The sequence below is a fragment of the Synechococcus sp. LTW-R genome (assembly GCF_014217875.1).
In the GTDB taxonomy this organism is placed as follows: Bacteria; Cyanobacteriota; Cyanobacteriia; order PCC-6307; family Cyanobiaceae; genus Vulcanococcus.
On the sequence record NZ_CP059060.1, the window covers coordinates 1,123,387 to 1,136,680 of the forward strand.

The window sequence follows — 13,294 nt, forward strand, 5'->3', positions numbered from 1 at the left end:
TCTCGCCCCAACGCCCCATGCGTCGCTCCCTCTCCCTGCTGCTGAGTTCGGTTCTGGTTCTCGGCGCCCTCTTCTTTGCTCCTCAAGCCAGCTGGGCCTATCCCTTCTGGGCTCAACAGCAATACGACTATCCGCGGGAAGCCACCGGCAAACTGGCCTGCGCCAACTGCCACCTGGCGAAAAAGCCCACCCAAGTGGAACTGCCTCAAGCGGTTTTCCCCGATGAGGTGTTCAAGGTTGAAGTCGAAATTCCCTACGACACAAGCGTTCAGCAGGTCGCTGGCGACGGCTCTGCCACCGGCCTGAACGTCGGTGCCGTTGTGATGCTTCCCGACGGTTTCAAACTCGCTCCTGCTGATCGTCTGACTGACGAACTCAAGGAAGAAACCGAGGGTGTCTACGTCACCACCTGGGACGAAGAGAACCCCAACATCCTTCTCGTCGGCCCTCTTCCCGGCGACGATCACCAGAAGATCGTCTTCCCGATCCTCTCGCCCGATCCCGCAGCCGACAGCAACATCCATTTCGGCAAGTTCCAGCTCCACGTGGGCGGCAACCGCGGCCGCGGCCAGGTCTATCCCACTGGTGAGAAGAGCAACAACGGCGTGTTCAACGCCTCCGCCGCTGGCACCGTTGAAGCCATCAACGCTGGCGATGCGGGCGCTTCCGTTGTGGTCATCAAGACCGCCGACGGCAACAGCGTCAGTGACACCATCCCCGCTGGCCCCACCGTCACCGCCAAGGTGGGTGATGTCGTGGCCGCCGGTGCTGCCCTGACCAACGACCCCAACGTGGGTGGTTTCGGTCAACTGGACGCTGAAGTTGTTCTCCAAAACCCTGTCCGCATCTACGGCCTGCTGGCCTTCTTCGCCGCAGTGGCTCTGGCCCAGATCATGCTTGTTCTGAAGAAGAAGCAGATTGAAAAGGTGCAGGCCGCCGAAGGCGTTTGATGTCCCTCGCTGTATTCACCTCTCCGGGCCCCCTGCTGTTTCAGCTGGGGCCTTTTTCTTTGCGTTGGTATGGACTGCTAATCGCCATTGCGGTGCTCTGCGGTCTCGCCCTGGCCACCCGGCTTGGCAAAGAACGGGGGATCGATTCAACGCTCATTGCCGATCTCCTGCCGCTGCTGGTGCTGGCGGCCGTGGTCGGTGCGCGGATCTACTACGTCAGCTTTGAGTGGCGTCAGTACCGCTTCAATTGGCTGGATGCCCTGGCGATTTGGCGTGGTGGCATCGCCATCCACGGAGCCCTGATCGGAGGAACCTTGGCTGTGATCCTTTACAGCCGTTGGCGCAAGATCGCCTTCTGGAATCTCCTGGATGTCCTCTTGCCCTCCGTCGCCCTGGGACAGGCGATCGGCCGCTGGGGGAACTTCTTTAATTCCGAGGCGTTTGGCCTTCCGACCGACCTGCCCTGGAAATTGACCATCCCGTTTTCGAACAGGCCGGTTGAATTCCTCGATCAATCCACCTTCCACCCCACGTTCCTCTACGAGTCGATCTGGAACCTGGGGGTGCTGCTGCTGTTGCTCTGGCTGTTTCGCAGGGGGATCGAGGGGCAAATCAAGCTTCCTGCAGGGGCCCTGAGCTGCGTTTACCTAATGAGCTACAGCTGCGGACGGCTCTGGATTGAAGGGCTGCGGATCGATCCGCTCTGCCTGATGGGGACACCGCCCTACTGCGCCGGAGGCCTGCGGATGGCGCAGGTCATCAGCCTGGCCCTGATCGCCCTCGGCGGTTTGGGGCTGTACTGGCTCTACGGCCGCAAGCGTGCCCTTCCCGATCCCAGCGGAGTGACCCCATGAGCGCCGCGACGGGCAAAGTTTGGATCGTGGGTGCCGGCCCTGGTGCCCCTGATTTGTTGACCCTGCGGGCAGCACGAGCGATTGAGCAGGCCGAGGTCTTGATCTGGACCGATTCCCTGGTCAACCCGCAGCTGGCCGCCATGGCGCCGGAGAGCTGCGAACGCATTCGCACCAGCACCCTGACCTTGGAAGAGGTGATGGGATTGATGCTGGATCGGGTCAAGGAAGGCAAACGGGTGGTCCGCCTGCACGACGGCGACACCTGCCTCTACAGCGCCCTCAACGAGCAGCTGTGCCGCCTGCTGGATGCCGAGGTGGACGTGGAAGTCGTCCCCGGGCTGAGCGCTTATCAGGCCACCGCCGCCCGCCTGAAGAGTGAACTCACGATTCCGGGCCTGGTGCAAACGATCGTGATTGGCCGCGCCGGTGGCCGCACGGGCGTTCCCGAAAGCGAAGCGCTCGAACGCCTGGCCTCCCTGAAGGCCTCCCTCTGCCTCTACCTGAGTGCCAGGCACGTGGAGGAGGTGCAGCGGGAGCTGCTGTTGCACTACCCACCCGAGACCCCTGTAGCGATTGGCTATCGAGTCAGCTGGCCGGATGAATGGATCAACGTTGTCCCCCTCAAGGACATCGACCGGGTGAGCCGCGAACGGGAGCTGATTCGCACGACGCTCTATGTGGTGAGTCCAGCGCTGGCGGCCCCGGGCGAGGCCCGCTCCAAGCTCTATTCAGCGAGCCACAACCACCTGTTCCGCGGCGGAGCCGAGTAGGCCTGGCGGGCCGACCATGATCTAAGCTCAGCTGGCGCGAACGATGAGCGCACGCGGGCGATTAGCACAGCGGTAGCGCACTTCCTTCACACGGAAGGGGTCACTGGTTCGAATCCAGTATCGCCCACTTGATTGAGTCCCTCAGCCGGCTGCAGTGTTCTGCGGTCGGCTTTTTTGTCGCCAGTACACCTCGATCAGCTGACGCTCAAGCTCAGCCCAACCGCTTCCTCCACGTAGTGCTGGCAGGACTGCAGGCTCCAACGCTCCAAGTTGAGGTCCACCTCAGCGGTGAGGGGCATCAGTTGAATCGCAATGCCGTTCTCGCCATGGGCCTTGAGCACACAATCGGCAATCACCTTCTGGGGACGACGGTCCATCGCCACGGCCAAGCGCAGCAGCAACGCCATCGATGAGACGGTGCGGCGCTGATCCCGTCCTTCGATCAGCTGCCAGGACTCGTGACGCTTTTTCGGAAGGGAACGGCGGTGGTAACGGGCAATCGCCGCCACCATCAAATGCTCGCTGTCGGAGTAGCCCAGCAGATCGCCGTGGCGGACGAGATACCAGGTGTGTTTGTGATACGCACCGACATTGATGTGCTGGCCGCAGCTGTGCAGCATCGCCGCGGCCCAGAGCAACTGACGACCCTGACCATCGTCCTGGTGCAGGAGGCCCTGGCTTTGGTCGTAGAGACGCAGCGCCAGAGCCGCCACCCGTTCAGCCCGGGGGACGTCCACCCCATAGCGCTGGGCTTGGTGCAGAACCGTGCGCTGACGAATGCTGCTTTGAAAGGCGAAGCGATCAACGATCAAATCGTTGCGCAGCATCCAATCGACAATCAGCCCCTCACGCAGCGCCCGTTCACTGATCACCAACTCCTCGGCGCCGATCATCCCCATCGCCGTCTGCAGGATCAGCGCACCGGGCACGATGATCTCGGCGCGGCGTTCATTCAAGGCAGGGTGGGCCTTGCGCTCCGCAGGCGTCATCGCCAAGAGGCGATCGACAATCTCATCCAGTTTGTGCCGCGAGACCCGGTAGCCCTGCATCCGCAGGGGCGGACGGGCCTCGTCCGCGGCAGCCATCGCGGCAATGGCCATCGCCGTTCCACTGGTGGCCACCAAAACCGGCTGCTTGCCCAGGCGCTTGAGTCCTTGCCGCAGTTTCAGCACAGCGGGCTCGAGCGCCCCCTGGATGAAGGCCCGCAGGAAGGTGACGCGCTTGGCCGGGATCGGATCGTCCTGGACGAAGTCCCGCTGCAGGCGGACCGCACCAATGCGGGTGCTGGTCAAGGCGTGGGAGTCGGAGCCGTCCGCCAGCACCAACTCGGTGGAGCCCCCGCCGATGTCGATGATCACGTGGGGCTGGTCCCCAAAGGACATCCCGGAGAGGACGCCCAGGTAGATCAATCGCGCTTCTTCCGGGCCGCTGACGAGATCGACCGCCAAGCCCAGTTGTTCCTGAATCGATTGCAGAAACTCCCGGCCATTGGGGGCTTCACGAACCGCGCTGGTGGCGGCCGTGACGACATCACCAGGGGCCACACCATGGCTGGCCGCCAACTCACGGCAATGGCGCAGGGTCGTGAAAGCTCGCTCAATCGCTTCCGGGGAGAGATCTCCGCTGACCGGATCGCGCTCCCCCAATCGGGTGGTTGATTTTTCAGTGAGCACCACCGAGAAGCTGCGCAGCTCGGGATCGACGCTGGCGATCAGCAGGTGGATCGAGTTGGTGCCGATGTCGATGCCGGCGACCTGACGTGGGGCACCTCTGCGGAGCTCACTCACAGACCAATCTCTGGCGCTGAGCCACTTTCGCACTGGCCTTTAGGGTGCGGGCAACTTTTCCACTGCTGACCGTGGCTGCCGACAGCAAGGGCCTGGGATTGCTGCTCCGGGCTTGGCTGGGTCTGCTGCGCTGGGACAAACCCAGCGGTCGCTTGATCCTTCTGATTCCTGCGGGATGGAGCCTCTGGCTCCAGGGCGAGACCCCCCCCAGCCTTCCGCTGGTGGCAGCGATTGTGATCGGAGGCCTCGCCGTCAGCGGAGCCGGTTGTGTCGCCAATGACCTCTGGGATCGACGCATTGATCCCCAGGTGGAGCGGACCCGTCAACGCCCCCTCGCCAGTGGTCAGATCGGTGTCCCGGGAGCCGTCGTCCTGCTGCTGATCTGCCTGGTCGCCGCCCTGGCTGTCGTGCTGTGGGGTCTACCTGAAGCCCACTTGACCCTCTGCCTCCAGCTGGCGATCGCTGCCCTGCCTCCGGTGCTGCTTTACCCATCGGCGAAGCGCTGGTTTGCCTACCCCCAGGCAGTCCTGGCCCTGTGTTGGGGCTTTGCGGTCTTGATCCCCTGGGCCGCCGCCCGCGGCAGCCTGGACGGTGGCTGGCCCCTGCTCTGCCTTTGGCTCGCAACGGTGCTCTGGACCTTCGGTTTTGACACGGTTTACGCCATGTCCGACCGCGACGACGACCGCGAGGTCGGGGTGCGCAGCAGCGCCCTCAGCCTGGGGGACCGTGCCCCCTTAGCGGTGGCCCTTTGCTACGGCAGCGCGGGCGGCCTGTTGGCGATCGCCTCCGCTCTGCAGGGCGTTGCCCCCTGGTTCTGGCTGCTCTGGCTGGTGGTGGTCGCTGGACAACTCAAGGAAGCCCTGGCCCTGCAACGGCCGCAGCTGCCGCGCTCGGCCTACGGCCAACACTTCAAACATCAGGTGCTGCTTGGGGCGCTTCTGCTGCTCGGCTTGGTGGCTGGACGGATCTGGGCATGAGTGAGCGCCCCTGGCCCAGACCACTGCAAGCCGGCGATCGCGTCCAACTCGCCGCGGCCAGTTCCGCCCTCCAAGGCGAGGCCATCAGCCGCCTGGAAGCAGGAATCCGTGTGCTCCAGCGCTGGGGCCTGGAGGTCGAGAACCATCCCAACCTTGAGCGTCATTGGGGGTACTACGCCGGCACCGACGCCGAACGCCGGGCCGACCTGCTGCCCAAGACTCCGCTGGTGGCCTGCGTCCGCGGTGGCTGGGGCTCGGCCCGGCTGCTGGAGCAGCCCCTGATGGATGCGTTCCTGGGGGCACCCGCCCACTGGCTGCTGGGTTTCTCCGATGTCACCTCCCTGCTCTGGGCCCGGCAGGCGGCAGGCCTACCCGGGGGCATCCACGGACCGATTCTCACCAGCCTGGCGGCAGAGCCCGCATGGAGCCAAGAGCGCCTGCGGGCTCTGCTGTTTGGGGAGCCACTCCCCTCTCTTGTGGGAACGCCCTGGCAGATGGGTCAAGCGGAAGGGCCCTGCCTGGTGGGCAATCTCACCGTCGCCACCCATCTGCTGGGCACCCCCCATCTACCAGACCTGCGCGGCGTGATCCTGCTGCTCGAAGACGTCGGTGAGGCGCCCTACCGGATCGATCGCATGCTCTCCCACTGGCGACTCAGTGGCGCCCTGCAGCAGGTGGCCGGGATTGGCTTTGGCAGCTTCAGCGACTGCGAATCCGATGAGGAGGACGCCCGTGATCCCGAGCGCTCCTTTGCCCTTGAGGCGGTCCTCCAGGAGCGCTGCGGCGACTTGGGGATCCCCTTGGTTGCGGGCTTGCCCTTTGGACACCAGTGCGGCAACGCGGCACTCCCCATCGGTCGGCGGGGCCGCCTGGACGGGGAGCGCGGTGAGCTGACCCTGCTTTAGCGGGCGGAGAGAACCGCCTCAGCGATCGTCAGATCAAAGGGCGTGGTGATCTTGATGTTCGAGGGGGAAGACTCCATCACCCGCACAGGCCAACCCAGGCGCTCAAACAGGGAAGCGTCATCGGTGACGCTCCAACCCTCCTGACGGGCTTGGGCATGGGCCTGACGCAACTGCTCGACCGGGAAACCCTGGGGGGTTTGGGCGCCCCAGAGGACAGAGCGATCCGGGGTGTCCTGAATCACGCCCTCGGCGTCGACCCGCTTGATCGTGTCCGTGACCGGTGCCGCCGCGATCACGGCCGCCCCGGCATCCACCGCGGCGGAACACCGATCCATCAGGGCCGGATCCACCAAGCAGCGCGCCCCGTCGTGGATCAAGACCGAGCGCGCCTCCGGCGGAAGGGCCGCCAGGCCGTTGCAGACCGAGTCTTGACGGGTGTCCCCCCCTTGGATCCACTGCACGGGCCGGTCGGGATTAGCCGCCTTCACAAGGGCCTCGATGTCAGGACGGTCCAGCTCTTGCCCCACCACCCCAATCCAGCGAATGCTGCTCGACGCCAGGGCCGCGTCCAAGGTCCAAGCCAGCACGGGACGTCCACTGACCTCGAGCAAGAGCTTGTTGCGCTCCGCACCCATCCGCCGACCGCTACCAGCACAGGCAATCAGCAGATGCATGACGCGCTCCTGAGGACTAAGTAATCCGACCTACATACAATCAGCCAGCGATCCGCTTCACACCCGCGCGACCATGCGAGTCCTCTTTTTGGTGCCGGGTGGGGTCAGTGATCAGCTGCAGGCCATTCCGGCGGCAGCCCAGGTCGCGCAAGAGCTGAAGGCCCAAATCCAGGTGGCCTGCTCCCCGGCCGCCGCCGCCGCTTGGTCCCTGCTCCCGGCCGTGGAGAAGGTGATTCCCTTCGCCTTTGACGACGGGCCGAGCCTGGCGGATTGGGCCAACCTGCTGGGGAACGTGCGCGAGCCCGACTTCCAAGCCTGCGTCAACCTCGCCAGCGGACGGCAGGTCGACCTGATGCTCTCGATGAGCCACATCCCCACTCGTGTGGCCGCCTCGGGCTTCTCCGCCACCGCGACCGTGACTCCGGGGACGGGGTGGGGAGCCCAAGCGCTCGCCCCCTACCTGCGTCAGCTGGGGATCAACCTGGACGCAAGCCAATTCCGCCTGTCCTTGCCCAAAGGTGCCCTGGAGCAAGCGGCCGCCGCGATGCCCAGCGGCCAAGGCCCCGCACTCCTGCTCGCCCCCTCCGGAGACCGTCAGGACTGGCCCACCGAACACTGGTCTGCTCTCCCCGACGCCATCCGCGGCAAATTGCCCGATCTGCGGGTGATCAAGGCCGGTGGAGCCAACCTGCTGCAACGGGCTGCCCAACTCGCGAGCTGTGATGTGGTGCTCAGCAGTGATCCCATCACCAGCCAACTGGCCCTACTGAGCAGCATGCCCCTGGTGGCCCTCGGCCAGGACCCGGCCGCCCTGCCGGAGCGTGCCGGGGTGCAAGCGGTGGGCCAAGCCGGAGCCCTGCACAACCTCAGCACCGCCGAGGTCTTGCAAGCCCTCGGCTTGGGATGAGACCGATGCGGCAGCGACCCCGTTCACTGCCGCGTCGACGCGGCCTGCTCAGCCCGATTCGCGCGTTGGTGGCCCAGCGCCCTTGGGCGGGTCCCATCCTGGCCCTCGCCGCCGTGGTCAATGCCGGTGCGGTTGGTTACCGGCTAGTTGAGGGCTGGGACTGGGGGGATTGCTACTGGATGGTGCTGATCACCCTCAGCACGCTTGGCTTTAGCGATGAGCACACCCAGCTGATCCACACCGGCGGCCGAATCGTGACCGCGCTGCTCCTGGTGGGCGGCCTCGTGGTGGTCCAGCAAACCATCCAAAAACTGCTGGAGTTGACGAACTCAGGCTACTTTCGCCGCATCCGCCAGCGGCGCTACCGCCAACAGCTGCAGCGATCGATGAATCAGCACGTCATCCTCTGCGGCTACGGCCGGATGGGCCGCGAAATCGCAGAGCAACTCAACGGAGAGAACATCCAGCTCTTGGTCGTTGAAAACGACAGCGATCGCATCGAAGAGGCCCAACAGCGCGGCCTGACGGTGCTCCAGGGGGACGCGACCCTGGACGAAACCCTGGAGGAAGCCGGCATCCACCGCTGCCGGGCGCTGGTGGCCGCGCTGCCCAGCAATGCCGCGAATCTGTACGTGATCCTCAGTGCCAGGGGACTGGCGCCGAGGGCACGGCTGATCGCCCGCTCCGACAGTGAAGAAGCGGAAGGAAAACTGCGCCTGGCCGGGGCCGACCAGGTGGTGAGTCCCTATGTCGCCGGCGGCCGGGCCATGGCCGCCACCGCCCTGAGACCGCTGGCGGTGACCTTCATGGACCTCTTGGCCGGTAGCGATTGCGAGGTGGATGAATTTCTACTCAGCGAGCATCCCGAAGACCTCGGCGAGCTCAACGGCGCCAGCCTCTCGGAACTGCAATTGGGCCGCCGCAGTGGCTCCCTGGTGCTCGCGATCCGCAACCCCGCCGCCAGCCAACTGAGCACGGGTGCCCCAGAACCCCTGATCGCCAACCCCGGCGGCGATGTCCGTCTCGGCCCCGGCCAATTGCTGGTGGTGATGGGCAGTAAGCGCCAATTGCAGCGCTTTGGTGAACTCCTCGGTCCGGCCCTGGCCGAGGTCAAAAACATGCCCGCCTAGCCTGGACCGACTTTTCTGCGTTCTCCATGGCGGACAGCACCCCCCTTGCCGGTCAGGTTGCGCTGGTCACCGGAGCCAGCCGGGGCATCGGGGCCTCCATTGCCCGCGAGCTCGCGCAAGCCGGGGCGAAGGTGGTCGTGAACTACGCCAGCTCCCCCGCTGCCGCTGAAGCGGTTGTGGCTGAGATTCAAGCCGCAGGCGGCCAGGCCTGGGCCCACCAGGCCAACGTGGCGGAGGAAGACCAGGTGGAGGCCATGGTGAAGGCCGTCCTCGAGAAGGAAGGCCGCCTGGACGTCCTGGTGAACAACGCCGGCATCACCCGTGATGGCCTGCTGATGCGCATGAAGAGCGCCGATTGGCAGAGCGTGATCGACCTGAACCTCAGCGGCGTCTTCCTCTGCACCCGGGCCGTGAGCCGGGCCATGTTGAAGGCTCGCAACGGTCGCATCATCAACATCACCTCGGTGGTGGGCCTGATGGGCAACCCCGGCCAGGCCAACTACAGCGCCGCCAAAGCCGGCGTGATTGGCCTGACGCGCAGCAGCGCCGCTGAATTCGCCAGCCGCGGCGTGACCGTGAATGCGGTGGCTCCGGGCTTCATCGAGAGCGACATGACCGCGGAACTCGACAAGGAGCCGATCCTCAAGGCCATTCCCCTGGGCCGGATGGGCCAACCCAGCGAAGTCGCCAGCGCCGTGCGCTTCCTGGCGGCCGACCCCGCCGCGGCCTACATGACCGGCCAGGTCCTGCAGGTGGATGGCGGCATGGTGATGCGCTGAGCCCTACCCCTCAACCGGTTGGGTGAGCTCTTCCCGCAACCGCCGGATGCGCTGCAACAGGCGCAAACGGCGGCTGCGGGCCGTCGCCGTCAGAAAGATGCGCAGGGGGACATAGATCAGGGCCATCCCGAGGCCTAAGCCGGCCACGATCAGGAAGGCCATCACATTGCTGCCGGCCGTCGGATCGGCCAGGGCCTCACTCAAGGGCCCATTCAGGCCCTCGGCCAGGGCGTCGCTGATGCTGTCCTCCATCGGCGAAACCCTATCGAGCCGAACCGGTCAGCGACAGGGTTGGGGCCTGATCCATTCGGCTTTCCCCACAAGCCAATGGCCACCTCCCCATGGGAGCCTGAGGCCACTACAGCGCGATCAGCCTCCGCGATGGCCAAGCTGCTCTCCTTCTCCGATGAATCCCGCGCCTATCTCGAGCGCGGCGTGAACGCCCTCGCCGATGCGGTGAAGGTCACCATCGGTCCTAAGGGCCGCAACGTGGTGCTCGAGAAAAAGTTCGGCGCCCCCGATGTGGTCAACGACGGCGTGACCATCGCCCGGGACATCGAACTCGAAGACCCCTTCGAGAATCTGGGCGCCAAACTGCTCCTGCAGGTCGCCACCAAGACCAAGGACAAGGCCGGTGACGGCACGACGACCGCCACGGTCCTCGCCCAGGCCATGACCCGCGAAGGTCTACGCAACGTGGCCGCTGGTGCCAGCCCCGTGGGCCTGCGCCGCGGCATGGAAAAAGCCACCGCTCAGGTCGTGGCGGGCATCCAAGAGCGCTCCACCCCCGTCGCGGGTGACTCCATCCGCCAAGTGGCCACCGTCAGCTCCGGTGGCGATGAGGAAGTGGGCCGGATGGTCAGCGAGGCAATGGACAAGGTGAGCGTCGATGGCGTCATCACCGTGGAAGAGAGCAAGAGCCTGGCCACCGAACTGGAGGTCACCGAAGGCATGGCCTTCGATCGGGGCTACAGCTCCCCCTATTTCGTGACCGACAACGACCGTCGCGTTTGCGAATTCGACGATGCACTGCTCCTGGTCACCGACCGCAAGATCAGCGCGATCAACGACCTGGTGCCCGTTCTCGAGGCCGTCTCGAAAGCCGGCAAGCCGCTGGTGATCCTCTCCGAGGAAGTCGAGGGTGAGGCCCTGGCCACCCTGGTGGTCAACAAGAACCGCGGCGTCCTCCAGGTGGCCGCCGTCCGCGCCCCTGGCTTTGGCGATCGCCGCAAGGCCCAGCTCCAGGACATCGCCATCCTGACCGGCGCCAACCTGATCAGCGAAGACCGCGCCATGGCGCTGGATCAAGTGGGCTTGGAGGATCTCGGCAGCGCGCGCCGGATCACGATCAGCAAGGACGACACCACGATCGTGGCCAGTGACGCCCACCAGGCCGCCGTGCGCGACCGGGTGTCGGCGATCAAGCGCGAGCTGGAGAACACCGAGTCGGAGTACGACCGCGAGAAGCTGACCGAGCGCATCGCCAAGCTGGCCGGTGGCGTTGCGGTGATCAAAGTGGGCGCTCCCACCGAAACCGAACTGCGCAACCGCAAACTTCGCATCGAAGATGCCCTGAACGCCACCCGCGCCGCGGTGGAAGAGGGGATCGTGGCCGGCGGTGGCAGCACCCTGGTTCAGCTCGCCGCCAACCTGGACGGCCTCGCCGCCCAACTGGATGGGGATGAGCGCACCGGCGTTCAGATCGTGCAGCGCGCCCTCTCCGCTCCTCTGCACCAGATCGCAGCCAACGCTGGTTACGACCCCAACGTGGTCGCAGATCAAGTCGCCAGCAGCAGCAACGGCTTCAATGCCGCCACCGGTAGCTACGAGAACCTGCTGACCGCGGGCATTCTCGATGCCGCCAAGGTGGTCCGCCTGGCCCTGCAGGACGCTGTCTCCATCGCCTCCCTGCTGCTCACCACCGAAGCGGTGATCGCCGACAAACCCGAACCTGCCGCTGCTGCCGCCCCCGGTGGCGGTGGCATGGATCCCATGGGTGGCATGGGCGGAATGGGTGGTATGGGCGGCATGGGCATGCCCGGCATGATGTGATCCCGGACTACATCGTCCGAATCAAGCGGGCGTGAATCCGGCAGACGGCAAGGGCTTCCCTGGGCGGATTGCTGCAGAGGAGGCCCAGCTCCCTGTTCAGCGCTTCAAGCTCAGCAAAGGGGAGCCCCGTCATGGGCGTGGCCAAAAGCGTCGCGCCCAACGCCACAGAGAACAACGGCAGCGCGCGCGGGAAGTCCATCAGTTTTCCTCCCACATGAGACAACCGAGACAAACCTAGTTTGCTCACGGCTTGTGCCAAGGCCTGCTCCTTCAGAAAGCTTTTTGGCGCCTAGGCCCCCAGGGCCCGCTGGTAGGCCGCCAACTGCAGGTCCACTCCGGTGATAGCCGTGCCCACAACGACAGCGTCGGCTCCGCCATCGATGGCCTGTCGGGCCTGCTGCGCCGAAGCGATTCCCCCCTCACAAATCAGCAGCACCTCGGCTGGCAGCTGCTCCCGAAGAGATCCCAAAAGAGGCCAGGCCGGGGGCTGAAGCGACGCGGTGCCCTCGGTGTAGCCATAGAGGGTTGTCCCCACCCAATCGCAACCCCATTGAGCGGCGCGAAGGCCGTTCTCCAGGCTGTCGACATCGGCCATCAAGCACGCACCCACCTCTTGCTTGGCGCGCTGCAGCAACGCAGGCAACTGGGCACCGCCTGGGCGATCCCGTTCTGTCGCATCGAGGGCAATCACATCGGCCCCAGCGGCCCAGACCGCCTGGATCTCCGTCCAGCCTGGGGTGATGTAGACGGAACTCTCCGGAAACGTGCGCTTCCACAGCCCAATGATCAAGGCTTTGGGGCAACGACGACGTACAGCCCCGATGTGCTCGGGGCTCTCCAAGCGAACGCCCACCGCGCCGTTGTTCAGGCTCGCCTCCGCCATGGCGGCGATCACCTGCGGATCGCGCATCGGGGACCCCTCCGGAGCTTGAACCGAAACGATCAGCCCTCCCCTCAGCCTGGAGGGATCAGGCAGCACGGGACTCTCCGGCGCTCGGCAGCCAAGAGCGCAACTCGGCGAGGGCCGGATGACTCGGTGCAGGAGCAGGTCGGGAAGCGGCGGGACGCGGGCGGATGGAGCGTTTCACCGCCTCCTGGGGCATCGGGAGAGGCGCCGGCGGAGCAATGGCAGGGGCAGGGTCTGCGGCCACGACGGGCTCTGGGGCTGGTTCCGCCATGGGCTCAGGCGCGAGCTCCTCTGGGGTGGGCTCACTCTCCGCAACAACAGGCTCAGCGATGACCGCGGGCTCAGGGGCTGAATCCGCTTCTTCGAGCTCCTGAGCCCCCAAACGCCACCAACTCAGGCCCTCGGGATCCTCCCGCTCTAGCTCTTGCAGCAACGGCTCGAGACCATCGACGCCGTGGCGATGGACCCATTGCCCAACCAACCCATCCACTCCAGCTCGGTCTCGCTTGGAGAGGGCCTGCCGCAGGGAGAGGACATGGGCCTGGCGTCGGGCCTGGGGAGAAGGAGGTGGGGAAGGGCGCTGGGCCACGATCGCGTCCGGA

General features: G+C 65.6%; 15 protein-coding genes and 1 tRNA gene. 10 read left to right on the forward strand and 6 right to left on the reverse strand.

Annotated elements, in window-relative coordinates:
* Positions 1 to 17: 17 nt before the first annotated feature.
* The 4 genes from petA (at position 18) to H0O22_RS06370 (ending at position 2,701) form a co-directional block, all read left to right on the forward strand.
* Entirely contained in the window at positions 18 to 950 is a 933-nt protein-coding gene (gene petA / locus H0O22_RS06355; protein WP_185188343.1) for a cytochrome f, read from the forward strand.
* On the forward strand, positions 950 to 1,804 hold the full coding sequence (gene lgt, locus H0O22_RS06360; protein ID WP_185188107.1) for a prolipoprotein diacylglyceryl transferase: 855 nt from the start codon (positions 950 to 952) through the stop codon (positions 1,802 to 1,804). The genes petA and lgt overlap by 1 nt, the downstream gene beginning before the upstream one ends.
* On the forward strand, positions 1,801 to 2,574 hold the full coding sequence (cobM, locus tag H0O22_RS06365; protein ID WP_185188108.1) for a precorrin-4 C(11)-methyltransferase: 774 nt from the start codon (positions 1,801 to 1,803) through the stop codon (positions 2,572 to 2,574). Before lgt ends, cobM begins: the two co-directional genes overlap by 4 nt.
* A 55-nt stretch (positions 2,575 to 2,629) precedes the next feature.
* Positions 2,630 to 2,701, forward strand: a tRNA-Val gene (locus tag H0O22_RS06370).
* Positions 2,702 to 2,768: 67 nt separating this feature from the next.
* Here H0O22_RS06370 and H0O22_RS06375 read toward each other — a convergent pair.
* A complete protein-coding gene (locus H0O22_RS06375) occupies positions 2,769 to 4,361 on the reverse strand; it encodes a Ppx/GppA phosphatase family protein (protein ID WP_185188109.1) in 1,593 nt (530 codons plus the stop codon).
* Positions 4,362 to 4,432: 71 nt separating this feature from the next.
* Between H0O22_RS06375 and H0O22_RS06380 the strand changes: the two genes are divergently transcribed.
* Both H0O22_RS06380 and H0O22_RS06385 read left to right on the forward strand, forming a co-directional pair.
* Complete coding sequence (locus H0O22_RS06380) at positions 4,433 to 5,338, forward strand: 4-hydroxybenzoate polyprenyltransferase (RefSeq protein WP_185188110.1); 906 nt, start codon at positions 4,433 to 4,435, stop codon at positions 5,336 to 5,338.
* Positions 5,335 to 6,243, forward strand: coding sequence for an LD-carboxypeptidase (locus H0O22_RS06385; protein WP_185188111.1), 909 nt, complete (start codon positions 5,335 to 5,337; stop codon positions 6,241 to 6,243). Before H0O22_RS06380 ends, H0O22_RS06385 begins: the two co-directional genes overlap by 4 nt.
* On the opposite strand, the gene ispD is transcribed toward H0O22_RS06385, so the two are convergent.
* Positions 6,240 to 6,917 carry a 2-C-methyl-D-erythritol 4-phosphate cytidylyltransferase gene (ispD, locus tag H0O22_RS06390; protein ID WP_185188112.1) on the reverse strand — a complete coding sequence of 226 codons (678 nt, stop codon included), beginning with the start codon at positions 6,915 to 6,917 and terminating at the stop codon, positions 6,240 to 6,242. The two genes, H0O22_RS06385 and ispD, sit on opposite strands and share 4 nt — an antisense overlap.
* A 73-nt stretch (positions 6,918 to 6,990) precedes the next feature.
* Between ispD and H0O22_RS06395 the strand changes: the two genes are divergently transcribed.
* The 3 genes from H0O22_RS06395 to fabG are packed head-to-tail and all read left to right on the forward strand — an operon-like array spanning position 6,991 to position 9,733.
* Positions 6,991 to 7,824: a glycosyltransferase family 9 protein gene (locus H0O22_RS06395; RefSeq protein WP_185188113.1), complete on the forward strand. Its 834-nt coding sequence runs from the start codon at positions 6,991 to 6,993 to the stop codon at positions 7,822 to 7,824.
* Positions 7,821 to 8,954, forward strand: coding sequence for a TrkA family potassium uptake protein (locus tag H0O22_RS06400; RefSeq protein ID WP_370521494.1), 1,134 nt, complete (start codon positions 7,821 to 7,823; stop codon positions 8,952 to 8,954). The genes H0O22_RS06395 and H0O22_RS06400 overlap by 4 nt, the downstream gene beginning before the upstream one ends.
* A gap of 26 nt (positions 8,955 to 8,980) precedes the next feature.
* The gene (gene fabG / locus H0O22_RS06405) at positions 8,981 to 9,733 is read left to right on the forward strand and encodes a 3-oxoacyl-[acyl-carrier-protein] reductase (protein ID WP_185188115.1); all 753 of its coding nucleotides are present in this window, start codon (positions 8,981 to 8,983) and stop codon (positions 9,731 to 9,733) included.
* 3 nt (positions 9,734 to 9,736) lie between these two features.
* On the opposite strand, the gene H0O22_RS06410 is transcribed toward fabG, so the two are convergent.
* Positions 9,737 to 9,985, reverse strand: coding sequence for a hypothetical protein (locus H0O22_RS06410; RefSeq protein WP_185188475.1), 249 nt, complete (start codon positions 9,983 to 9,985; stop codon positions 9,737 to 9,739).
* Between the two features lie 129 nt (positions 9,986 to 10,114).
* On the opposite strand from H0O22_RS06410, the gene groL reads away from it, so the two are divergent.
* Positions 10,115 to 11,785 carry a chaperonin GroEL gene (gene groL, locus H0O22_RS06415; protein WP_185188116.1) on the forward strand — a complete coding sequence of 557 codons (1,671 nt, stop codon included), beginning with the start codon at positions 10,115 to 10,117 and terminating at the stop codon, positions 11,783 to 11,785.
* A 7-nt stretch (positions 11,786 to 11,792) separates the two neighbouring features.
* Here groL and H0O22_RS06420 read toward each other — a convergent pair whose 3' ends face one another.
* The 3 genes from H0O22_RS06420 to H0O22_RS06430 form a co-directional block, all read right to left on the reverse strand.
* Complete coding sequence (locus H0O22_RS06420) at positions 11,793 to 11,984, reverse strand: hypothetical protein (protein WP_185188476.1); 192 nt, start codon at positions 11,982 to 11,984, stop codon at positions 11,793 to 11,795.
* A 90-nt stretch (positions 11,985 to 12,074) separates the two neighbouring features.
* Positions 12,075 to 12,764: an N-acetylmannosamine-6-phosphate 2-epimerase gene (locus H0O22_RS06425; protein WP_185188117.1), complete on the reverse strand. Its 690-nt coding sequence runs from the start codon at positions 12,762 to 12,764 to the stop codon at positions 12,075 to 12,077.
* Positions 12,754 to 13,281, reverse strand: coding sequence for a hypothetical protein (locus tag H0O22_RS06430; RefSeq protein WP_185188118.1), 528 nt, complete (start codon positions 13,279 to 13,281; stop codon positions 12,754 to 12,756). The genes H0O22_RS06425 and H0O22_RS06430 overlap by 11 nt, the downstream gene beginning before the upstream one ends.
* Positions 13,282 to 13,294: the final 13 nt, after the last annotated feature.